At 71.2% G+C, this 20,302-nt stretch carries 22 protein-coding genes; 13 read left to right on the plus strand and 9 right to left on the minus strand.

The window, feature by feature from the left end:
* Nucleotides 1–327, plus strand: a 327-nt coding sequence (locus tag Q392_RS05655) for an integrase core domain-containing protein (protein WP_038202844.1), incomplete at its 5' end; no start/stop codon positions are given.
* A 22-nt stretch (nucleotides 328–349) separates the two neighbouring features.
* Here Q392_RS05655 and Q392_RS05660 read toward each other — a convergent pair.
* Genes Q392_RS05660 through Q392_RS05670 form a run of 3 tightly spaced genes read right to left on the minus strand, consistent with a single transcriptional unit; the run spans nucleotide 350 to nucleotide 3,171 of the window.
* Nucleotides 350–1,591 (minus strand): NAD(P)/FAD-dependent oxidoreductase, encoded by a 1,242-nt coding sequence (locus Q392_RS05660; protein ID WP_038202881.1) that lies wholly within the window; start codon nucleotides 1,589–1,591, stop codon nucleotides 350–352.
* Nucleotides 1,588–1,935 carry a non-heme iron oxygenase ferredoxin subunit gene (locus Q392_RS05665; protein WP_038202884.1) on the minus strand — a complete coding sequence of 116 codons (348 nt, stop codon included), beginning with the start codon at nucleotides 1,933–1,935 and terminating at the stop codon, nucleotides 1,588–1,590. The genes Q392_RS05660 and Q392_RS05665 overlap by 4 nt, the downstream gene beginning before the upstream one ends.
* 12 nt (nucleotides 1,936–1,947) lie before the next feature.
* Nucleotides 1,948–3,171 (minus strand): Rieske 2Fe-2S domain-containing protein, encoded by a 1,224-nt coding sequence (locus tag Q392_RS05670; RefSeq protein ID WP_038202887.1) that lies wholly within the window; start codon nucleotides 3,169–3,171, stop codon nucleotides 1,948–1,950.
* Nucleotides 3,172–3,361: 190 nt separating this feature from the next.
* On the opposite strand from Q392_RS05670, the gene Q392_RS31210 reads away from it, so the two are divergent.
* From Q392_RS31210 to Q392_RS05715, 9 genes are all read left to right on the plus strand, one after another.
* Nucleotides 3,362–5,035, plus strand: a complete 1,674-nt coding sequence (locus tag Q392_RS31210; protein ID WP_051952940.1) for a pyridoxamine 5'-phosphate oxidase family protein — start codon at nucleotides 3,362–3,364, stop codon at nucleotides 5,033–5,035.
* Between the two features lie 35 nt (nucleotides 5,036–5,070).
* Complete coding sequence (locus tag Q392_RS05680) at nucleotides 5,071–5,715, plus strand: FMN-dependent NADH-azoreductase (protein WP_038202900.1); 645 nt, start codon at nucleotides 5,071–5,073, stop codon at nucleotides 5,713–5,715.
* Nucleotides 5,716–5,767: 52 nt separating this feature from the next.
* Nucleotides 5,768–6,604 carry a MarR family winged helix-turn-helix transcriptional regulator gene (locus tag Q392_RS05685; RefSeq protein WP_038202904.1) on the plus strand — a complete coding sequence of 279 codons (837 nt, stop codon included), beginning with the start codon at nucleotides 5,768–5,770 and terminating at the stop codon, nucleotides 6,602–6,604.
* A 130-nt stretch (nucleotides 6,605–6,734) separates the two neighbouring features.
* Nucleotides 6,735–7,943 (plus strand): ABC transporter substrate-binding protein, encoded by a 1,209-nt coding sequence (locus Q392_RS05690; RefSeq protein WP_245610648.1) that lies wholly within the window; start codon nucleotides 6,735–6,737, stop codon nucleotides 7,941–7,943.
* Between the two features lie 5 nt (nucleotides 7,944–7,948).
* Nucleotides 7,949–8,767: an ABC transporter ATP-binding protein gene (locus Q392_RS05695; protein ID WP_051952942.1), complete on the plus strand. Its 819-nt coding sequence runs from the start codon at nucleotides 7,949–7,951 to the stop codon at nucleotides 8,765–8,767.
* A complete protein-coding gene (locus Q392_RS05700) occupies nucleotides 8,764–9,510 on the plus strand; it encodes an ABC transporter ATP-binding protein (protein ID WP_051952944.1) in 747 nt (248 codons plus the stop codon). Before Q392_RS05695 ends, Q392_RS05700 begins: the two co-directional genes overlap by 4 nt.
* A 23-nt stretch (nucleotides 9,511–9,533) precedes the next feature.
* Nucleotides 9,534–10,406, plus strand: coding sequence for a branched-chain amino acid ABC transporter permease (locus tag Q392_RS05705; RefSeq protein WP_038202907.1), 873 nt, complete (start codon nucleotides 9,534–9,536; stop codon nucleotides 10,404–10,406).
* A complete protein-coding gene (locus Q392_RS05710; RefSeq protein ID WP_051952946.1) occupies nucleotides 10,399–11,415 on the plus strand; it encodes a branched-chain amino acid ABC transporter permease in 1,017 nt (338 codons plus the stop codon). Before Q392_RS05705 ends, Q392_RS05710 begins: the two co-directional genes overlap by 8 nt.
* A complete protein-coding gene (locus Q392_RS05715; protein ID WP_051952948.1) occupies nucleotides 11,390–12,235 on the plus strand; it encodes an SDR family NAD(P)-dependent oxidoreductase in 846 nt (281 codons plus the stop codon). Before Q392_RS05710 ends, Q392_RS05715 begins: the two co-directional genes overlap by 26 nt.
* Before the next feature lie 4 nt (nucleotides 12,236–12,239).
* Here Q392_RS05715 and Q392_RS05720 read toward each other — a convergent pair whose 3' ends face one another.
* Entirely contained in the window at nucleotides 12,240–12,848 is a 609-nt protein-coding gene (locus tag Q392_RS05720; RefSeq protein ID WP_038203467.1) for a TetR/AcrR family transcriptional regulator, read from the minus strand.
* Between the two features lie 115 nt (nucleotides 12,849–12,963).
* Between Q392_RS05720 and Q392_RS05725 the strand changes: the two genes are divergently transcribed.
* Together Q392_RS05725 and Q392_RS31215 are read left to right on the plus strand one after the other, a co-directional pair.
* Nucleotides 12,964–13,449, plus strand: a complete 486-nt coding sequence (locus Q392_RS05725) for a DinB family protein (protein ID WP_038202910.1) — start codon at nucleotides 12,964–12,966, stop codon at nucleotides 13,447–13,449.
* Nucleotides 13,450–13,453: 4 nt separating this feature from the next.
* A complete protein-coding gene (locus Q392_RS31215; RefSeq protein WP_051952950.1) occupies nucleotides 13,454–13,882 on the plus strand; it encodes a cupin domain-containing protein in 429 nt (142 codons plus the stop codon).
* Here the strand turns inward: Q392_RS31215 and Q392_RS05735 are convergent.
* A complete protein-coding gene (locus tag Q392_RS05735; RefSeq protein ID WP_038202913.1) occupies nucleotides 13,857–14,501 on the minus strand; it encodes a 3'-5' exonuclease in 645 nt (214 codons plus the stop codon). The genes Q392_RS31215 and Q392_RS05735 overlap by 26 nt on opposite strands.
* On the minus strand, nucleotides 14,498–16,366 hold the full coding sequence (locus Q392_RS05740; RefSeq protein ID WP_038202916.1) for a DUF294 nucleotidyltransferase-like domain-containing protein: 1,869 nt from the start codon (nucleotides 16,364–16,366) through the stop codon (nucleotides 14,498–14,500). The genes Q392_RS05735 and Q392_RS05740 overlap by 4 nt, the downstream gene beginning before the upstream one ends.
* Nucleotides 16,367–16,444: 78 nt before the next feature.
* Here Q392_RS05740 and Q392_RS05745 point away from each other — a divergent pair, with 78 nt between their 5' ends.
* Nucleotides 16,445–17,668 (plus strand): MFS transporter, encoded by a 1,224-nt coding sequence (locus tag Q392_RS05745; RefSeq protein WP_051952953.1) that lies wholly within the window; start codon nucleotides 16,445–16,447, stop codon nucleotides 17,666–17,668.
* Here the strand turns inward: Q392_RS05745 and Q392_RS05750 are convergent.
* The 3 genes from Q392_RS05750 to Q392_RS05760 form a co-directional block, all read right to left on the minus strand.
* The gene (locus Q392_RS05750) at nucleotides 17,665–18,144 is read right to left on the minus strand and encodes a VOC family protein (protein WP_038202918.1); all 480 of its coding nucleotides are present in this window, start codon (nucleotides 18,142–18,144) and stop codon (nucleotides 17,665–17,667) included. The two genes, Q392_RS05745 and Q392_RS05750, sit on opposite strands and share 4 nt — an antisense overlap.
* A 138-nt stretch (nucleotides 18,145–18,282) precedes the next feature.
* A complete protein-coding gene (locus tag Q392_RS05755; protein WP_051952955.1) occupies nucleotides 18,283–18,966 on the minus strand; it encodes a Vgb family protein in 684 nt (227 codons plus the stop codon).
* Nucleotides 18,967–19,012: 46 nt separating this feature from the next.
* On the minus strand, nucleotides 19,013–20,242 hold the full coding sequence (locus Q392_RS05760; protein ID WP_038202921.1) for a hypothetical protein: 1,230 nt from the start codon (nucleotides 20,240–20,242) through the stop codon (nucleotides 19,013–19,015).
* Between the last annotated feature and the right edge of the window lie 60 nt (nucleotides 20,243–20,302).

Below are 20,302 nucleotides of genomic sequence, written 5' to 3' on the forward strand. Positions count from 1 at the left end.
GTGCCCATCCAGCGCGTGCTGACCGACAACGGCATGGCGTTTCGCTCGGGCCTGTTCAGCCAGGCTTGCCTGGAGATGGGCATCACCCAGAAGTTCACCCGGGCCTACCGACCCCAGACCAATGGCAAGGCCGAGCGCTTCATCCAGTCCGCCCTGCGCGAGTGGGCCTACGGCCACGCCTACGCCAACTCAGACCAGCGCCGTGCGGCCTTGTCCTTGTGGAATCACTTCTACAACTGGCACCGCCCCCACCACGGTATCAACTTGGCTGCTCCAATCACCCGTCTATCGATTCCTCGAAAGAACCTGTTGACACTTCACATCTAGGGCCTGTTGCCGATAACAGGCCCTAGAAGAAGCCCTCGACCGCCAGGTCCTGCGCCCGCCATGCCGGCCGCTGCGCCAGCAGCTTGCGCAGCCGGCGCATGTCGCGCGCCCGGTCGATGCCCACGGCGCCGACGACCGCGCCGTCGCGCAGATGGACGAAGAGCGGTCCGTTCCCGTCGGACCGGCCGGCCAGCACCTCGTCGCCGCAGGTGGGTGCGCCCAGCACCTGCAGGTTCACGCCGTACTGGTCCGACCAGAACCACGGGGGCGCGGCGTGGCCGGCGGCGTCGGGCGCGGCGCCCGCATCGTCCAGCGATGCGATGTGCCGGGCCGCCGCCTCGCCCTGGCGGTTCGCGTTGTCCCAGGTCTCGATGCGGATGCCGGCGCCGTGCCAGGGGCACGCCTGCTCGGCGACGTCGCCGGCGGCGTAGACGTGCGGCGCCGACGTCCTGCCGTGGCGGTCGACCACGATGCCCGAACGGACGTGCAGCCCGAGCTGCCGCGCCAGCGACAGGTTGGGGCTGATGCCGATGCCTGCCACCACGGCGCCGACCTGCACCTGCGTGCCGTCCGACAGTTGCGCGCTGCGCACCGCACCGTCCTCGCCATCGAGGCGGACCGCGGCCGTGCGCAGCCGCAGATCCACCCCCCGAGCGGCGTGGAGATCGCGGAGCCAGTCCGCCGCCGCGGCAGGCAGCGTGCGGCCGCACAGCCGCTCTCCCTGCTCGGCCAGGATGACCTCGACGCCCGCCTCGCGCGCGCCCGCCGCCACCTCCAGCCCGATCCAGCTGCCGCCCACGACGAGCAGCGCCCGCTGCTGCTGCGCACAGCGCGCGATGGACCCGCGCAGCGCCGCCGCGTCGGCCGCGCTGCGCAGGCAGTGGACGCCCGCCAGCCCGCTGCCGGGCACCGACAGCCGGCGGGGCACGCCGCCGGTGGCGAGCAGCAGCACGTCGTAGGGCAGGGTGGAGCCGTCGTCCAGCGCGATCGTCCTGGATGCGGCATCGCAGGCGAGCGCGGTGCGGCCGATCGCGCAGCGCGCGTTCGCGCCGGCGTCGGGCGCGATCCAGCGCAGTGCGTGCTCCTTGCCCCAGAGGTACTCCTTGGACAGCGGCGGCCGTTCGTAGGGGAGGTGGACCTCGTCGCTGACGAGCGCGACCTGCCCCGCATAGCCGAGCTGGCGCAGCGTCCTGAGCGCCGCGCCGGCCGCCTGTCCGCCGCCGACGATGACGACGCGGCGGCTGCCGCCCTCCACGCAGGTCATGGCGCGTCCGCCCCGGCGTCGGCGGGCACCTTCACCAGCAGCGATCCGTCCTCGACGCGCACCTCGTAGGTCGAGAGGTCGGCGGTCGCGACGGCCAGGCACTTGCCGCTGCGGATGTCGAACTGCGCGCCGTGCAGCGGGCATTCGATCGCATCGCCCTCGATGTAGCCCTCCGACAGCAGGGCATACGCATGCGTGCAGACGTCGTGGGTGGCGTAGACGCCGTCTTCCAGGCGGTAGAGCGCGATGGGGATGCCAGCCAGCCTGAGGCCCTTGGGCTCGCCCGGCTTCACGTCGGCGGCGGCGCACGCGCGCACCCACTGCTTCGAGTCGCTGCAGTCCATGGTCGTCTCCCGTCAGCGGGGCAGGCGGCGCCAGTCGCTCTCGACGGATTCCAGCCGGCCGCCGGTGGCGGTGATGCCGGAATAGTCGCGCGCCTCGGGCAGCGCGCTGGCGGGCGTCTCGTCGTTCATGAACTTCCGCACCGCCTGCAGCAGGTGGCGGCGCAGCCGGATGATGGCCTGGTCCGCGGAGCACAGGTATTCCTCCGAGCGGTCGACGATGGGGCCCATGCTGATCTGGGTGACGAAGTCCTCCACCACGATGTCGTTGAAGCCGGTGTGGTTGCCGTTCTTCATCAGCATGCGGTTCTGCCCCCAGGCGAGGTCCGGGTCGTGGCACACGCCGCCGGCCATGGGCCAGGTGTTGGCGCGCTGGGCACGCTTCATCGAATCCGTCGGCCGCTTCGTGTTGTAGAAGATGTACCACTGGATCAGGTGCGTGTCGTCGACCGGCACCGCGACGATGACGGTGCGGTCCTGGTCGTCGCCCGTGTTGATCGGCGGGATCATGCCGTAGTAGGGCATCACGAATTCCGTCACGCGCGCCACGCAGTGGCCGTCGGCCGCCTCGCGCAGGGCGGCCGCGCGGTAGCCGTAGGGCGTGTCCTCGAAGCGGTAGCGCACGGCGCTGTTCACGCGCGTGGCTGCCATGTCCATCTTCGAGTTCTCCAGATGGCTCTGGTGCAGCAGGGCGATGTGCGAGGAGTCGATGGTCGCCTCCACGCCCTGGAGCCAGTTGGAGTTGAGTTCCAGCCCGCATGCGTACGCCTGGTCCGGCGGCAGGTCCATCCACTCGAAGTTGGGCGCCGGCGGCGCCTCGCCCTGGCCCAGCCACACCCATACCAGGCCGCCGCCTTCCAGCGCCGGGTAGTTCTTCACGTCCACCGTCTTGCGGAAGCCCTCCGGGTTGGACGCCTCGTTGGGCACTTCGAGGACCTCGCCGGACACGCAGATCTTCCAGGCGTGGAAGATGCAGCGCAGCGCGTTGTCCTCGTTGCGCGCCAGCGCGAGCGATGCGCCGCGGTGCGGGCAGGCCTCGTTGAGGAAGCCGACGTGGCCGTCGTGCGTGCGGTAGGCGACGTAGCGGTTGCCGAACAGCTTCACCCGGACCGGCGCGCCGCCGGCCTCGAGCCGGCACGAGAGCACCGCCGGCACCCAGTAGAGCTGCCGCAGCATGCGCCCCATGGGCGCGTCACCTTCGATGCGCGTCAGCAGTTCGTTTTCTTCCTTCGTTGTCATGTGGGCACCTCTGCGATGTGGGGTCGATTGACGGGATTGATGAAAGCTGCTGAAATATCTTCCTGAGAAGATAATTTGTCAAGCAACTCAAGGGATTTCACTTAAAGATTCGCGAATGAAGCCTGCAAATGAGTTGGGTAAGTTTGGCGAATTCGACGCGAAGCCTGTCTTGCGCCCCGGAAGGAACACGATGAATCCACTCCACTACCCGGTCACCGACCGATCACGCATCCGTCTGTTCGCCGGCCGGGGATCGAACGAGAAGGCCGCCATCCACGAGGTCATCGATTCGGCGCTGTACGGCGTGGTGTCGTACGTCGTCGACGGCCAGCCTTTCGCCACGCCGACCATGGTGTGGCGCGAAGGCGACCACCTCTACTGGCACGGATCGGCGGGCAGCCGCATGCTCAAGCACCTCGCCGCGGGCGCCGACGTGTGCATCAACTTCACGCACCTCGACGGTTTCGTTCTGTCGCGGCTCGCGTCGGCCCACACCCTGAACTACCGTTCGGTGATGGTGTACGGCGCCACCGAGCCGGTGGATTCGCTCGAGGACCGGATGGAGCAGCTCCAGCGCTTCCTCGCATCGCGCTTCCCGGGCCGATGGGAGGAGATCAAGCAGCCGAGCCTGCACGAGCTCAAGAGCATCCTGATGGTGCGCATGCGGATCCAGGAGGGCTCGCTCAAGCGGCGCGCGGGCCCGCCCGCGGACGGGCTGCCCATCTTCGGCGGTGAAGCGCTGTACGGCCAGGCCTGCTGGGCAGGCGAGATTCCGCTGGGCGTGGTGGCCTACCCGGGGCGCCCGGCGGCGAGGCTCAAGGAGGAAGTGACGACGCCGGCATACGTCGAGACGTTCGCCGGCCACATGGGCCTGCGCACGCCGGGCGAGCAGGTCGGCCCGCCGCCGCCCGCACGCGTGAAGGTCCTGGAGGCGCAGATGGCAGCCAAGGAGGTGCGCAGGATCCGCATGCAGGCCATGGCGCCGGAGCAGTTGCCCGCGATGGAAGCGGGGACGCACGCGCGCGTGAGCGTGGTGCTGCGCGATGGGACGCGCGACTTCCGCCCCTACACCGTCGTGGAGGTCGACAGCCAGCGCCGATGGTTCGCCATCGCGGTGCTGAAGGAAGCGGAGGGCCGCGGCGGCTCGGTGTACCTGCACGACCGGGTGCAGCCTGGCGACGAGCTGGAGATCGAGGCCTTCCCCAACGAGTTCCCGATCGTGCCGTCGACGCGGTCGGCGATCCTGGTCGCCGGCGGTATCGGGGTGACGCCGATCGTGGCCATCGCCCGGGAACTGAAGGCGCGGGGCATCGGGTTCGCGGTGCACTACACGGCCCGGGGCGAGGCGACCGCGGCCTACCGCGGCGAACTCGCCGCGATGGGCGGCGAGGCCTACCGCTTCTACGATACGGCACGCGAGGGTTCATCCCGCATGCCCTTGCAGGAAGTCCTCGGCGCACCCGTGGCGGGCCGCCACGTGTATGTGTGCGGTCCGGCTTCTCTGGTGGATGCCGTCGTCGAGGCGGCGCTCGCGCAGGGGTATCCGCCGGAATGCGTGCATCACGAACTCTTCAAGGCGCCGCCGCCCAAGTCCACCGACCGGCCGGTCAAGGTGGACCTCACCCGCTCCGGCACCCGACTGGAGGTCGCGCCGGGCACGTCCATCCTCGATGCGGTGCTGGCGGCCGGCGTTTACGTGCCGCACAGCTGCAAGCGCGGCGAATGCGGCGAATGCGCCGTGAAGGTGGCGGCCGGTTCGGTGTCGCACCGCGACCGGTTCCTGACGCCCGAACAGCGCGGCGGCGGACTCGCCTGCATCTGCGTCTCCTGGTCCGACGGCGACGCCATCACGCTGAATCTCTAGACGATCTCCCTTCGACTCCGACAGCGAGCCTCACCGTGACCGAAGCCACCCGCATCCTCCATCTCATTGCGTCGCCCCGGCCGAACAGCCGCTCCCGCGCCGTCGCGCAGGCCTATCTCGACGCATTCAAGTACGCCGATCCGGCCGTCCTCGTCGAGGAACTGGACCTGTGGAGCATGGAGCTGCCCACCATCGACGGGGCCCTGCTGAGCGCGAAGTACGCGATCCTGGCGCGCAGGCCGCACCGGCCCGAGGAGGCGCAGGCCTGGGAAAGGGTCCTGGCACTGACGCAGCACTTCCTGAGCTTCGATCACTACGTCTTCAGCGTACCGATGTGGAACCTCGGCATCCCCTACCGGCTGAAGCACTACATCGATGTCGTCACCCAGCCGGGCATCACGTTCTCCTGGACGCCGGAACGCGGCTACGAGGGCCTGGTGCTCGGCCGTTCGGCGCTCGTCGCCTGCGCGAGCGCGTTCGACTACGGCGCCGGCTCGGCGCTCCACCCGTGGGACCAGCAGAAGTCCCACATGCACACGTGGCTGCGCTTCATCGGCATCGACGACGTCGGGTTGATCGACTGCGGGCCGACGCGCCCGGGCGAGCCCGGCGCACAGGCCGCGCAGGCGCGCGCGGAGGAAGAAGCGATCCGGCGGGGCCGGGCTGCCCAACGCAAGTAACGCACTGTTTGGCAAAATCCATAGAATGGTCGTTGGGCAAACCAAGGACCATATGTCGAAAAGCGACTCCAACAACATCGACCTTTCATCGATCGAAGCGCGGCTGGCGCTGCGCCCGCGTGCGAAGCCGTACTGGCAGGTGTGCGTGCCGGGCGCCCACCTGGGCTACTACAAGGGCCATCGCGGCAGCACCTGGTATGGCCGCAGATTCGTCGGGGACGGCAAGTACAAGCAGGAGAAGCTCGGCCCGAGCCGGGATGGACACGACACCACGGGGCTGACCTTCGAAGCGGCCCGCCAGGAACTGCTGCGCTGGGCCGCGGCGGACGGCAGGGCCGGCTCCGACCTGCATGCCACGCGGAGCGAGGCGGGACGCGCCGCGCGCCGCGTCGACGAACTCAAGCCGAATCGGCTGGATGCCATTTCCGAGGCCTGGGCATACACCCGCCCCGACGTCGATTTCTGGCTTCCCGGCTTCTTCCTGCGCATCGAATACGCCCACTATCTCCACGACCGGCGCGTTCAGGAGATCGCCAAGCAGGCCAGCACCAATGTGGGGGACATGCATGTGCTGCTCGCGCTGAGACGCAACGGACCGGACAGCGCGATGAGGCCCACCGACCTGTACCGCGAACTCCTGGTGACGTCGGGGGCCATCACGAAGCGGCTGGACAGCCTGGTGACGCAGCGGCTCGTCGAGCGTGTCGCTGCCGTGGACGACCGGCGCTCGGAATTGGTGCGCCTGACCAAGCGGGGACTCGCCGTCGCCGATGCGGCCATGAGCCGCATCGCCACCTCGCTGGAGGACATCGTGCGCGCCAGCGGCGTGAGCCACGCGGAGTTGAAGCGCGTCGACGACTGCTTCCGCCGGCTGATTGCCGCCATGTAGCGCTCAGGGTAATCCTCAGTGACTTTTATCTTCCTAGAAAGATAATGTTTGGGAAGCTAGTTGTTGGGTTAACTGGCCCGCTCCTTGCATGGCAAGGCGCATCCGACATCACTTGGCTACCGGCCCTCCCATGATGAACATCACTCGAGTCTCCCTGTCCCGCCGACGCCTCCTGCAGGCCTCGATCGCACCGCTGGCGCTCGGCGCTGGCAGCGCTTTCGCCCAGGCATCGCCTCAGCCGCGAGGCGAGATCAAGCTGGGGCAGACCATGCCCTACAGCGGCCCGCTCTCGGCGCTGAGCGCCATCGGCAAGGTGCAGGCGCGCTATTTCAGGATGGTCAACGACGGCGGCGGCATCAACGGGCGCAGCGTCACGCTGCTGTCGCTGGACGATGCCTACAACCCGGCCAAGGCCGTCGAGCAGACGCGCAACCTGGTCGAGCGCGAGGGCGTCATCGCCATGTTCGCGAGCATGGGCACGGCGCAGAACGTGGCGGTGCAGAAATACCTGAACGGCAAGAAGATCCCGCAGCTCTTCGTCTATGCGGGGAGCGACCGCTTCGCCGACCCGAAGAACTTCCCGTGGACGCTGCCCGGCCTGCCGACCTTCTCGACGGAGGCGTCGGTGTACGCCGACCACGTGGACAAGACGAAGCCCACGGCCAAGGTGGCGGTGCTCTACCAGAACGACGACTTCGGCAAGGAGTACCTGGCCGCGTTCAGGAAGCGCCTGCAGGAGATCGGCAGCAAGGTGCAGGTGGTGGCCGCCGCCGGCTACGAGGTGACCGCGCCGACCATCGACTCGCAGATCATCAGCCTGGCGGCGAGCGGCGCCGACGTGTTCATGGACATCACGAGCCCGAAGTTCACCATCCAGGCGATCCGCAAGGTCAGCGACATGCCGTGGAAGCCGCTGCACATCATCCCCATCACCAGCAACTTCATCGCGACGGTGCTGCGGGTGGCGGGGTTGGACAAATCCGTTGGCCTCGTCTCGGCGACGCCGAGCAAGTCGGCCGGCGACCCGGAGTGGGCGGACGACGCCGCCTACCGCGAGTGGCTCGCCTTCATGAAGAAATACTACCCCGAGGGCGACACGACAGAGCAGCTGAACCTGGTCGGCTACAGCATGGGCTTCCTGATGACCGAGGTCCTGCGGCGCTGCGGCGACGACCTCGGCGCCGAGCGCATCCTCAAGGAGGCCACCTCGCTCAGGAACGTCGCGCTGCCGGCGCTGGTGCCCGGCATCACGGTCAACACCTCGCCCACCGACTACCGGATCGTGCAGCAGTTGCGGCTGCAGCGCTTCGACGGCGCGCGCTGGGTGCCGCTGGCCTGACGCACATGCAACTCTCACAGACGGACGACGCCGGCGTGCGCGACGGCGGCGCATGCGCGCCGCCGCTGCTGCGCGTCGAGGGGCTGGGCCTGCGCTTCGGCGGCATCCGCGCGCTGGCGGACGTGTCCTTCTCGGTGGCGCGCGGCGTGATCTGCGGCGTCATCGGCCCCAACGGCGCGGGCAAGACGACCCTGTTCAACTGCCTGAGCCGGCTCTACGCGCCGGACGAGGGCGAGATCACCTTCGACGACCGGTGCCTGCGCACGGTGCGCGCGCACGAGGTGCCGCGGCTGGGCATCGCCCGCACCTTCCAGAACGTGGCGCTGTTCGACCGCCAGTCGGTGCGGAAGAACGTGGAGGCGGGCTGCTTCCTGCAGTTCGGCGGCCGGCACGTCTCGGCGCTGCTGCGCAACCGCCGCGGCGCCGAAGACCGCCGCGAGGTCGCGGCGTGCGTGGAGGAACTGGTGTCCTTCGCCCGGCTGCGCGAGGTGGCGGACGTGCCGGTGTCGCAACTGTCCTTCGGCACGCGCAAGCGGGTGGAGCTGGCGCGCGCGCTCGCCATGCGGCCGCGGATGCTGCTGCTGGACGAGCCGGCCGCGGGCCTCAACCACGAGGAGGTCGAGGAACTGCTGGGATGGATCCTGGAGATACGCGACAGGATGGGCATCTCCGTCCTGCTCATCGAGCACCACATGAACCTGGTGATGCGGGTGTCCGACCAGGTCGTCGTGCTGGAGTTCGGCAGGAAGATCGCCGAGGGCACGCCGGACGAGGTGGCGACCCACCCGGACGTGGTCAGGGCCTACCTCGGAGGCGAGCCATGAGCCGCACGGCCACTGCCGGCCAGGCCGGCGACAACCTGCTGGAGGTCCGCGGCCTGTCGGCGACCTACCAGGCCACGGCCGTGCTCAAGTCGGTGGACATCGACGTCGCCCGCGGCGGGATCACCGCGCTGCTCGGCGCGAACGGCGCGGGCAAGACCACGCTGCTGCGCGCCATCAGCCATGCGCTGGTGAAGACGCAGGGGTCGATCCGGTTCGACGGGCAGCCGATCGAGGGGCTGCCGAGCGACGCGGTCGCGCGCCTGGGCATCGCCCACGTGCCGGACGGCCGGGGCACCTTCACCCAGTTGACGGTGGAGGAGAACCTGCTGGTCGGCGCGATCACCCGGCCGCGCGGCGGCGAGGTGCGGCGGGACATCGAGCGGATGTACGCGCTCTTTCCCCGACTGGCGGACTACCGCGGCAAGCCGGCGGGGCTGCTCAGCGGCGGCGAGCAGCAGATGGTGGCGATCGCGCGGGCGCTGATGCTGCGGCCGCGGCTGCTGATGCTCGACGAGCCCTCGTTCGGCCTCGCGCCCCTGGTGGTGCGGCAGATCTTCGAGGTGCTCGGGCAGATCAACCGCGAAGGCGGCCTGAGCATCCTCGTGGTGGAGCAGAACGCGCGCCTGGCGCTCGACCTGGCCCGGCACGCCTACGTGCTGGAGGCGGGGCGCGTCGCCATCAGCGGCCCGGCGGCGTCGCTGCGCAGCGACCCGCGGGTGAAGAAGGCCTATCTCGGCATCTGACAGGAACAAGAGGAAGAAAGCGAATGACGGAGTTTGCCCAACAGGTGGCAGCGGGCTTCGTGAACGGGTGCATCTACGCCATGCTGGCGCTGGCCCTGGTCATGATCTACCGCGCGACCAACCATGTGAATTTCGCGCAGGGCGAGATGGCGATGTTTTCCACCTACATCGCCTGGTCGCTGCTGGAGGCGGGCCTGCCGTACTGGGCCGCGGCCCTGGCGGCGATCGCCTTCGGCTTCGTGGCGGGCACGCTGGTGGAGCGCGTGGCGCTGCGGCCGCTGCATGGCGCGCCGCTGCTGTCGATCGTCACGGTGTTCGTCGCGCTGATGATCATCATCCAGAGTGCCGCGGGCCTGGTGTTCGGTCACGAGAGCCACAGCGTGGCCAGCCCCTTCGACGGCTGGGGCCGGTGGGGGCAGGGCCTGCTGTCCGGCCATGCGCTGGGCACGGTCGCGGTCACGCTGGCGGTGCTGGCGTCCATGAGCGCGTTCTTCCGCTTCACCCGGCTCGGCCTGGCGATGCGCGCGGCGGCGCTGAACCCGCTGTCGAGCTCGCTGTCGGGCGTCAACGTCAACCGGGTGCTGATGATCGGCTGGGGCGTGGCCGGCGCGATCGGCGCCATCGCGGGCCTGCTGGCGGCGCCGGTGGTCTTCCTCGGCCCGCACATGATGGGCGGCATCATGATCTACGGCTTCGCCGCGGCGGTGGTCGGCGGCATCGACAGCCCGCCGGGCGCCATCCTCGGCGGCCTGGCGCTGGGGATCGGCGAGAACCTGCTCGGGGCCTACGTCACGGGCAACGAGCTCAAGCTCACCATCGCGCTGGCCGTGATGTTCGCGATCCTCGTCGTGCGGCCCCGCGGCCTGCTCGGCGGAAAGGCGATCCAGCGTGTCTGAACCGATCAAGACCTTCGCCGTGCCGGCGCTGCTGGCCGCGGGCGTGGCGGCGGCCGCGCTGCTGCTGCCCGGCTACTGGGCGTTCAAGCTGTCGAGCATCCTGGTCCTGGCGCTGGCGGTGCGCGGGCTGCAACTGCTGATCGGCGCCAGCGGGCAGATCTCGCTGGGCCACGGCGCCTTCTTCGCGGTGGGTGCCTACGCGGCGGGCGTGCTGGTCTCGCACCAGTGGCTGCCGGCTTACGCCACCGTGCCGGTCGCCATGCTGGTCTGCGGCCTGTCGGGCTTTCTCTTCGGGTGGCCGGCGACGCGCCTGGCGGGGCCCTACCTGGCGCTGGCCACCTTCGCGCTCGCGGTCGCGCTGCCGCAGCTGCTGAAGCACCCGATGTTCGAGTCGTGGACCGGGGGCGTCAGCGGCCTCAGCCTGGACCCGGCCGGCGCGCCCTTCGGCCTCGCGTTCCTGCAGGCCGACCAATGGGCGCTGTTGTCGACCGCGGCCTGGGTCTTCGCGATCTACGCGGTGCTTCGCCGGCTGCTGGACGGGCCCGCGGGCCTGGCCTGGCTGACCCTGCGCGACCACCCGACCGCGGCCATGGCGGTCGGCGTCGACGTGAGGAAGTGGCGCGCCACCGCCTTCGCGGTCAGCGCGGCCACCGTCGGCGCGGCAGGCGCGCTGCACACCGGCCTGACCAGCTTCGTGTCGCCCGACAGCTTCACGGTCTTCCTGTCGCTGAGCCTGCTCGTGGGCGTGGCGCTGGCCGGGCCCTCGTCCGCCACGGGGACCTTCGTCGCCGCGGTGTTCCTCTCGTTCGTCCCGGACGTCGCGGAGAAGGTCTCGCAGGAACTGACCGGCGTGCTCTACGGCGTCGTGATGCTGGCGGCGGTGTTCCTGCTGCCCCTGCTGCACAGGTGGCGCGCGCGGGCGGCGCGGGCCGCATCGCCGCCGCCGGCCGCCGACCCGATCATCATCAAGGAGAAATCAAGCAATGCAGATGCAGCACAGGCCACTTGAGGGCAAGGTGGCCGTCGTGACGGGCGCGACCCGCGGCGTGGGCAAGGGCGTGGCCCTGGCGCTCGGCGAGGCGGGCGCGCTGGTCTACGCGACGGGGCGCACGCTGGGCCCCGGCGCGTCGAACTGGCCCGGCTCCCTGCAGGAGACCGCCGACGAGATCGCGCAGCGCGGCGGCCGGTGTATCCCCGTCGCCTGCGACCACGGCGACGACGGGAGCGTCAGGCGGCTGTTCGAGCGCGTCCACGACGAGCAGAAGGGCGTGATCGACGTCCTGGTGAACAACGTCTTCGCGGCGCCTGCGCGCATGCCGGTCAACGTGCCGTTCTGGGAGCTGGAGGACGGCCTCTGGGAGGCGCTGCTGCACGTCGGCCTGCGCTCGCACTACGTGGCGAGCCGGTGCGCCGCGCCGCGCATGGTGGCCCGCCGCCAGGGCCTGATCGTCAACACCTCGTCCGGCGGCGCCGTGCGGTACACCTTCAACGTGCCCTTCGGCGTGCAGAAGGCGGGCGTCGACAAGATGGCCCGCGACATGGCGCACGACCTGCGGCCCTTCAACGTCGCCTCGGTGGTGATCTGGCCGGGCTTCATCAAGAGCGAGAAGTTCCTGGCGCAGCCGGACCGCGTGCCCGCGCCGCTGGCCAGGCGCATCATGGAAAACGGCGAGTCGCCCGAGTTCGCCGGGCGCGCGGTGGCCGGCCTGGCCTCGGACCCGGCGATCATGGAGAAGTCCGGCAGGCTGCATCTCGTCGCGGAACTGGCGCAGGAGTACGGCTTCACCGACATCGACGGCAGGATGCCGGAGGCGCCGGCGCGCGCCTGAGGCGTCATCCGCCCAGGTAGCGCACGATCATCCGCGTGGCTTCCTGCGCGAGCGCGTCGCCGTGCTCCGGCGCCTTGCCGGCGAGCATCACGCGGTGCGAGAGCGATTCCAGCAGCGCCTCGATGACCACGGCGGCGAGGGCGAGGTCGATGCCCGGCGCGATCTCGCCCTCGTGCTTGCGCAGCATCGCCTCGATCAGCCGGGTGGCGGAGCGGCTCACCATGTCCGTGCGTTCGGCCACGCCCAGGCGCGGGGCCAGCACCAGCACCATCCGGTGCAGGTCGGGCGCCAGGTGGTGCGAGACGAGGGTCACGTCGACGATCGCGCGGATGCAGTCCTCCAGCGTGGCGCGGCGGCGGCCGGCCAGGGCGGCCTCGAAGGCGGCCAGGAATTCCTCGCAGCAGCGGTCGATCACCGCATAGGCCAGCGCGGCCTTGTTGGGGAAGTATTGGTAGAGCGAGCCGACGCTCACGCCGGCGCGCTCGGCGGCGCGCGCGGTGGTGAAGCGGTCGTAGCCTTCCTTCAGCAAAACCTGAGTGGTCGCCTCGACGATGGCCTCGACCGTGGCCTTGGCGCGGGCCTGGCGCGGCGATTTCCTTGGCTTGACGTCCATGAGCGAGGGGCGCGTGAAAAGCGAATAGAAAAAGGGATCGGTTGGCGGCACATTCTGTAGACGTTTCCGGGAGGCTGCAGCGCCTCCGTCCAACCCACGGAATGCCGCCATCATCATGAACTCGCAACCCTATTCATCGCTCGTGCGCTACAAGCAGTGGGCCGACCGCGGCCTGCACGCGGTCGTCGCCCGCGACATCGCCCGCATCCCCGAGGCCGACGCGGTGATCCTCCTGCGCATCCTCGACCACATCCACGTGGTCGACCGGGTCTTCCAGCACCACCTGCAGGGGCGGCCCCATCCGTTCCGCGCGGCGCGCTCGGAGGTGCTGCCCGGCGCGCAGGAACTGGCCGAGGGCACGGAAGAGGCGGACGCGTGGTACGTCTCCTACGTCGATGGACTGTCGGGCAAGGACTTCGACCAGCCGGTGGACTTCAGCTTCACCAACGGCACGCCGGCGCGCATGACGCGCGGCGAGATCCTCCTGCACGTGTGCCTGCACGGCACCTACCACCGCGGCAACGCGGGCCTGCTGCTGCAGAAGAACGGCGTCGCGCCCAACGACGACCGGATGACCGATTTCCTCGAAGCGGGAGCCTGACGCCATGCGTGACCTCGATCCACGGCCCGTCGCCCTGCCGCTGCTGGCGCACTGCATCCACCTGGCGCCGGACGGCGCGATGCGGCCCGTCCCGAAGACCGCCGAGACCTTCAGGCGCGCCGCCGCCGATGCCAGCCACCTGCTGGCGCTGCATCCGGTGAACGGCCCGCGCGACGTGCACTACCCGACCTGGGAGATGCACCCCGCCGGCGACGAGCTGCTGATCGCGGCCTCCGGCTCGCTGTCGGTCGAGCTGCGCGAAGGCGCGTCGGTGCGCACGGCAGCGCTGCCCGCGCAGGCGGCGTGCATCGTGCCGGCCGGCGTCTGGCACCGGCTGGTCGTGCACGAGCCGTCCGTGCTGATCGCCATGACCCCACGCCAGGGCACCGTGCACGAGAAGGACCCGCTCACGCCCCCAGCGCGCGCAGCTTGAGGAAGGCCAGCCCGGCCATCACCGCGTCGTTGAGCGCATCGTGCGCCGGCCACGCCGGCAGGCCCAGCTCCCTCATCATGGTGTCGAAGCGCAGGTCGATCTGCGCCTCGCGCTCGTAGCCGGTGCGCTGCCGGTTCCGGAGGTCGTAGTACAGCGCCGAGACTTCGATCTTCGGCTGCGGCAGGCCCATGCCGAGCATGGGAAAGAGCACGCGGTCGATCATGGCGACGTCGAACTCCAGGTAGTAGCCCACCAGCGGCCGGCTGCCGATGAAGCGCAGCAGCCGGTGCATCGCCTCCTCGGGCGCGATGCCTTGCGCCACGTCGCGCTCGCGCAGCCGGTGCACGCGCACCGCCTCGGGCGAGACGGCGCGCTTCTCGGGGCGCACCAGCAGCTCCAGCCGCTCGCTGGTCAGCAGGCGCCTGCCGCGGATGCGCACGGCGGCGATGGCGACGATCTCGTCGCGGCGCCGGTCCAGGCCGGTGGTCTCGCAGTCCAGCGCCACCCACTCGTCGGGCGGGGGTGGCTCCCACATGAAGGCATAGCGTGGGTCGCCCAGGTGGTAGAGCATCCACCAGCGCCGGAGGCCGGCGATCCAGTCGGCGACCGGCGTGGTCATAGCTGGTCCAGGTGGAAACGGGATTGGATGAGCCGCCGGAAGCGCTTGACGATGTCCAATGTGTCCTTGAGCAGATCGCGCTCCAGGCTGGTCAGGCGCGTGGCGTCGACCTTGCCGCTCACCGGGCGGCCGGCGTCCAGCTCGGCCAGGCCGGCCTTCAGGCGCAGCGCCATGAAGAAGTGCAGGCTCTCGATCACGTCGGTGGCGAAGGCGCGCTCGAACAGGCCGGCCGCCGCCAGCGCCTCCAGCCGCGCGGCGGTGCCGGTCTCGGCCAGGCCGGCGCGCAGCGCCAGCGCGCGCACGCCGTGCACCAGCGGGAAGATGCCCTGCTTCTTCACGTCGAAGGCGGCCTCCTGTGCGGCCGCGCCGCCGAACAGGCGCTGCAGCCAGCCGCCCTCGTCGGCGAAGGCGTCCACCGCGGCGGCGAAGCGCGACAGCATGGCCTCGTTGTCGATGGCGAAGCGGAACACGCGCTCGCGCACGGCCGCCAGCAGCGCGGGGTCGCCGGCCACCGGGTGCGCGTCGAGGAAGATGGCCAGCGCCATCAGCTTGTCGGCGTCGGGGCGCAGCAGCCAGTCGCTGGCTCTTTCGGCGAACGCGCTCACGCTGCCGCGCCAGGCAGGGCGGCTGAGCATGATGCCGCCGGGGCAGGGCGGGTAGCCGAAGTCGGCCAGTGCCTGGCTGAAGCGATCGCACAGCGCGGGCAGGTCGTCGGGCGGCGCGTAGCCGTCGGCCAGGATCAGGCCGTTGTCCTGGTCGGTGCGCAGCAACTGCTCGCCGCGGCCCTCGCTGCCCATCACGATCAGGCAGCTGCGCGCCAGCAGCTCCGGCGGCGCGATGAGCTGCCAGGCACGCTCGAACAGCCGCGCGTTGAGCGCCTGCACCAGCGCCGCGATCTGGCCCACGCGGGTGCCGCCGCGGTGCAGCAGGCCCACCAGCCGCACGATGTGCGCGCTGGCCGGCGCCAGCTCCTCCAGCGTCTGCGCCTCGCCGATGCGGCGGTTGATGAGGTAGGAGTGGTTGGACAGGAAGCTGAACAGGTCCAGCGCCTCCACCAGCCCGAGCACCGCGCCTTCCTCGACCTGCGGGCCGGCGTGCTCGTCGCGCAGCACCACGGCGCGGTGGATGCGGTGGCGCACCATGGTGGTCAGCGCGTCGCCCACCGGGTCGCCGGCCTTGACGGCGCGCAGGCCGTAGCTGGCGACCTCGCCCACCGGCAGGCGCTCCAGCGGCGTGCCGCTGAGCACCGCGCGCTGCAACGCGTTGGCGGTGAAGATGCCCAGCCGCGGCGGCTCGCCCGGTGCCGGTGGCGCATCGCGCACCAGCACCGCGGTGCTGCGCTCGGCCTGGAACAGCCGCACGACGGAGAGCACGTCCAGCGCGGCGTCGACGAAGTGGGGCGGCCGCAGGCCGACCGCGTCCACCCGCGCCAGGGCCAGCGACTGCATCTCGTGCTCGCCGCCGCGCCCGGCGATGGCGCCGAGCTTGTTCGACAGGTCGGAGAACAGCAGCGCGCCGAAGGTGGCGTTGGCGGCGATCAGCCGGTTCACCACCTCGCGCGGCAGCTGGTAGGCGATGCTTTCCTCGGCCGCCACGAAGCGGCCGCTGACCTGGCCGGCCACCAGGCTGCGGCCGTCGAAGGTGTCATCGGGCCCGAAGCCGGCCACGGCCTCGGTGCCGCCGGCCTCGTACTGCTGCACGAAGCCCTTGATCAGCACGAACAGGTGGGTGGGCGCGATGCCGGGCTCCAGCAGCGTCTCGCCCTCGCGGAAGTAGGCGATGTCCACCGCTTCCTGCACCCACTGGCGCTGCTGCGCGTCGAGGCAGTCGAAGGGCGAGGCGGCGAAGTTGAACGCGTTGGGCATCGGGTCTTCGCAAGGGCGTCCCGGCGCGCGGCGCCGGCGATCGGGATAATCAGGGTTAACCCTGAAATTGCCCGCGACGTGAACTCCCCGGCCCCTGCTTCCTCTTCGTCCTCTTCCGGCGAAGCCCGCGTGCTGCGTGCCATTCTGGCACTGGGCGTCGGCGGCTTCGCCATCGGCACCGGCGAATTCGTCATCATGGGCCTGCTGCCCGAGGTGGCACGCGACATCGGCGTCAGCATCCCGCAGGCCGGCCACGTCATCAGCGCCTATGCGCTGGGCGTGGTGATCGGCGCGCCGGTGCTGGCCGTGCTGGCGGCGGGGTGGGGCCGGCGCACGCTGCTGATGGCGCTGATGGCGGTGTTCGCGCTCGGCAACTTCGCCAGCGCGGCGGCGCCGGGGTACCTCTCGCTCAACCTGCTGCGCTTTGCCAGCGGCTTCCCGCACGGCACGTACTTCGGCGTGGCGGCGCTGGTGGCGGCCGCGCTGGCGCCGCCGGGGCGGCGCGCGCGGGCCGTGGGGCTGGTGATGCTGGGGCTGACGGGCGCCACGCTGGTGGGCGTGCCCATTGCCGCATGGCTCGGGCAGCACTTCGGCTGGCGCGCGGCCTTCGTCTTCGTCGGCGTGATCGCGCTGCTGGCGGTGGCGATGGTCTGGCGCGACGTGCCCAACCTGCGGCCCGGCGCCGGCGCCAGCCCGCTGCGCGAACTGGGCGCGCTCAAGCGCAAGCAGGTGTGGCTCACGCTGGGCATCGCGGCCATCGGCTTCGGCGGCATGTTCGCGGTGTTCAGCTACGTCAAGCCGACGCTCACCGAGGTGTCCGGCCTGGCCGTGAACAACGTGCCTTTCGTGCTGGCGCTGTTCGGCGTGGGCATGGTGGCGGGCAACCTGGTCGGCTCGCGCCTGGCCGACAAGGCGCTGATGCGCACCATCGGCGGTGTGATGGCGTATTCGGCGCTGGTGCTGCTGGCCTTCACCTTCACCGCGCAGCACTGGGTGCTGGCCTCGCTCAACGTGCTGCTGGTGGGCACCATCGTCGCCATCGGCCCGGCGCTGCAGATCCGCCTGATGGACGTGGCCGGCGACGCGCAGACGCTCGCTGCCGCGCTCAACCACTCGGCCTTCAACATGGCCAACGCGCTGGGCGCGTGGCTGGGCGGCGTGGCCATCGACGCCGGGCTGGGCTGGACCTCCACCGGCTGGGTCGGCGCGCTGCTGGCGCTGGCGGGCCTCGGCATCTTCGCGTGGGCGCTGGCCGATGCGCGGCGCAGTGCCCGGCGCGCGGCGCCTGCGGCGGCCTGCTAACCGCGCCGCGCCGCTTCGATGGCGGCGATGTCGATCTTCGTCATCTGCATCATCGCCTCGAAGGCGCGCTTGGCCGCCGCGCGATCCGGGTCGTTGATCGCGTCGGTGAGGGCGCGCGGCGTGATCTGCCACGACAGGCCCCATTTGTCCCGGCACCAGCCGCATGCGCTTTCCTGGCCGCCGTTGCCGACGATGGCGTGCCACAGGCGGTCGGTCTCCGCCTGGTCGTCGGTCGCCACCTGGAACGAGAAGGCCTCGGTGTGCCTGAATGCCGGGCCGCCGTTGAGGCCGAGGCAGGGGATGCCCATGACGGTGAACTCGACCGTCAGGACGTCACCCTGCTTCCCCGAGGGATAGTCGCCGGGCGCGCGCATGACGGTGCCCACGGCGCTGTCCGGGAAGGTCTGCGCGTAGAACTGCGCGGCGTCCAGGGCGGTGCCGTCGTACCAGAGGCAGATCGTGTTCTTGCTGACCACTCGCGTTCTCCTGTCCATGGTGGGGAAGTGCGATCGGGCGGCGAAGCGGCCGCGCGAGCTGCGTCCATTGTGGTCCGCGGGGTAGCCGGCGCGCGAGGGCGTTTTTCGCTACGGATCGTAAGAGGCAGGCCAGGCCGGTCACGTCGCCTGCCGCGCCGGCCGGCGCACCGCGCGCACTTTGCCGCTGGCGCCGCCGCCGCAATAGAACAGGTCCCTGCCGTCGGACTCCAGCCCGCTCACGCCCGTGCCTTCGGGCATCTTCAGGCGTTCCTGCACGGCGCCGCTGTCGGCATCGATGCGGCGCAGCTCGCTCTCGTCGCCCTCCCAGGTGCCGTGCCACAGCTCGCCGTCGACCCAGGTGACGCCGGTGACGAAGCGGTCGGACTCGATGGTGCGCAGCACGGCGCCCGTCTCGGGGTCGATGCGGTGGATCCGGCGCTCGCGCCACTGGCCCACCCACAGGCTGCCCTCGGCCCAGGCCAGGCCCGAGTCCATGCCCTGGCCGGGCGCCGGGATGGAGGCGAGCACGCGGCCCGTGGCCGGGTCGATCTTGTCGATGCGCGACTCGGCGATCTGCCACAGGTGCGTGCCGTCGAAGGCGGTGCCGGCGTCGCAGGCGTGCTCCAGCGTGCGCTGCGGCTCGCGGCCCTCGGGGTCGAAGCCGACCAGCCGCGCGCCGGTGGCGGCCCACACGCGGCGGCCGTCGTGCGTCACGCCGTGGACGGCCTCGGCACCCTCGAAGGGGCCGTACTCGCGCACGATCTCGGCGGTGCGCACCGGGGCCGCGCTGCGGCGGCGGGAAGAAGAGGAAGCGGTGTCCATGTCGTGGCTCCTGTCGCGCCGCGACGGCGGCGCCATGGAGGGCAATCTACCCAGACGGCAGCGCGGCGGGGAGTAACAAGATCGTCGTGAATCCCGCCAGCGGCGGCGCCAGCCAGCGCTGCGTGCGCGCGCGGCCGACGGCGCGCACGCGGCCCTGCGCCTGCAGCGCGGCCAGCGCGCGCTGCACGGTGCGCTGGCTGGCGCCCAGGGCCAGCGCCAGGGCCGAGGTGGACCAGGCCGCGCCGTCGGCCAGCAGCGCGAGCAGCGCGGCTTCCTCGCCGTCGATGGGCGGCGCCAGCACGGCCACCGCGCGCCCGTCTGGTGGGCGCAGCGTGAAGCCGGCGGCCGTGGCCTCTATGCGTGCCAGCGGGCGCGTCAGGGCGCGCAGGCGGCCGATCTCGACGCGCAGCCGGGCGCGGTGCGTCTCGTCCGGCCGGCGCTGGCGGAAGGCGCGGGCGATCAGCGCCTCGCGCGTCGCCTCGCCGGGCCAGGCCTCGGCCAATGCGAGGGCCAGCGTGAACAGCACCGGCCGGCGTGCCAGCGGCAGCCAGGTGGTGCCGGCGCGCAGGCCGCGGCGGCAGGCGTCCAGCACCAGCGTGCCGCCGGCGAACAGCGCCTCGATTTCGTCCAGCGGCAGCGGCTGCTGCGCGCCGGCCGTGCGCAGCCGGGCCGCCGGCTGCGTCAGCGTGGCCTGTGCCGCCGCCACCTCGGCCTGCAGGGCGGGAATGCGGGCCGCCTGCGCTGCCGCCTGTGCGCGGGCGAGGGCGTCGCGCGCGGCGCCAACGCGCATCGAGCGCAGGGCCAGCTCGGCCTGCGCCAGGGCGGCGGTGGCGGCCAGCGGCGGCGGCATGAGGGCATCCGCGGTGCCGGCGACCTGGCGCAGCGCCGCGTGCGCGTCGTCCAGCCGGCCCATCAGCAGCAGCCGGCGCGCTGCGATCAGCCGCGCGTGCGTGGCGTTGCCGGCGTCGCCATGCGCCTGCAGCGTCGCCGCCGCGGCGTTCAGCGCGCGCGGCGGGCCGGCCAGCTCGCGCAGCGCCAGCGCCACCTCGGCCTCGGCGACCACGCAGCGCGCGCGGGCCAGTGCCTCGTGCGCGCCGAAGCCGCGCGCCGCCTGGCGCAGCAGTTCGCGGGCGCGCGGCAGCTCGCCCAACTGCGCCATCGCGATGCCGCGCAGGGCCAGGGCCGGCGGGTCGCTGCGCAGCGCGACGCGCTGCAGCGCGCCCAGGGCATCGCCGGCGGCCAGGGCGCGGCCGGCGGCGGCGACGAGTGAGTCCATGGGGAACGAAGGCTAACGCAGGCGCCGCCGCAAGACCCTGCGGCGCGGCCGGTCAATTCA

This window comes from Xenophilus azovorans DSM 13620, assembly GCF_000745855.1.
Lineage (GTDB): Bacteria > Pseudomonadota > Gammaproteobacteria > Burkholderiales > Burkholderiaceae_C > Xenophilus > Xenophilus azovorans.

Bases quoted from the DNA above. Each gene is read 5' to 3' on its own strand.
- Q392_RS05660 (WP_038202881.1), bottom strand. From the start codon at position 1,591: ATGACCTGCGTGGAGGGCGGCAGCCGCCGCGTCGTCATCGTCGGCGGC.
- Q392_RS05665 (WP_038202884.1), bottom strand. From the start codon at position 1,935: ATGGACTGCAGCGACTCGAAGCAGTGGGTGCGCGCGTGCGCCGCCGCC.
- Q392_RS05670 (WP_038202887.1), bottom strand. From the start codon at position 3,171: ATGACAACGAAGGAAGAAAACGAACTGCTGACGCGCATCGAAGGTGAC.
- Q392_RS31210 (WP_051952940.1), top strand. From the start codon at position 3,362: ATGAATCCACTCCACTACCCGGTCACCGACCGATCACGCATCCGTCTG.
- Q392_RS05685 (WP_038202904.1), top strand. From the start codon at position 5,768: ATGTCGAAAAGCGACTCCAACAACATCGACCTTTCATCGATCGAAGCG.
- Q392_RS05690 (WP_245610648.1), top strand. From the start codon at position 6,735: ATGATGAACATCACTCGAGTCTCCCTGTCCCGCCGACGCCTCCTGCAG.
- Q392_RS05695 (WP_051952942.1), top strand. From the start codon at position 7,949: ATGCAACTCTCACAGACGGACGACGCCGGCGTGCGCGACGGCGGCGCA.
- Q392_RS05700 (WP_051952944.1), top strand. From the start codon at position 8,764: ATGAGCCGCACGGCCACTGCCGGCCAGGCCGGCGACAACCTGCTGGAG.
- Q392_RS05705 (WP_038202907.1), top strand. From the start codon at position 9,534: ATGACGGAGTTTGCCCAACAGGTGGCAGCGGGCTTCGTGAACGGGTGC.
- Q392_RS05715 (WP_051952948.1), top strand. From the start codon at position 11,390: ATGCAGATGCAGCACAGGCCACTTGAGGGCAAGGTGGCCGTCGTGACG.
- Q392_RS05720 (WP_038203467.1), bottom strand. From the start codon at position 12,848: ATGGACGTCAAGCCAAGGAAATCGCCGCGCCAGGCCCGCGCCAAGGCC.
- Q392_RS05725 (WP_038202910.1), top strand. From the start codon at position 12,964: ATGAACTCGCAACCCTATTCATCGCTCGTGCGCTACAAGCAGTGGGCC.
- Q392_RS31215 (WP_051952950.1), top strand. From the start codon at position 13,454: ATGCGTGACCTCGATCCACGGCCCGTCGCCCTGCCGCTGCTGGCGCAC.
- Q392_RS05735 (WP_038202913.1), bottom strand. From the start codon at position 14,501: ATGACCACGCCGGTCGCCGACTGGATCGCCGGCCTCCGGCGCTGGTGG.
- Q392_RS05740 (WP_038202916.1), bottom strand. From the start codon at position 16,366: ATGCCCAACGCGTTCAACTTCGCCGCCTCGCCCTTCGACTGCCTCGAC.
- Q392_RS05755 (WP_051952955.1), bottom strand. From the start codon at position 18,966: ATGGACACCGCTTCCTCTTCTTCCCGCCGCCGCAGCGCGGCCCCGGTG.
- Q392_RS05760 (WP_038202921.1), bottom strand. From the start codon at position 20,242: ATGGACTCACTCGTCGCCGCCGCCGGCCGCGCCCTGGCCGCCGGCGAT.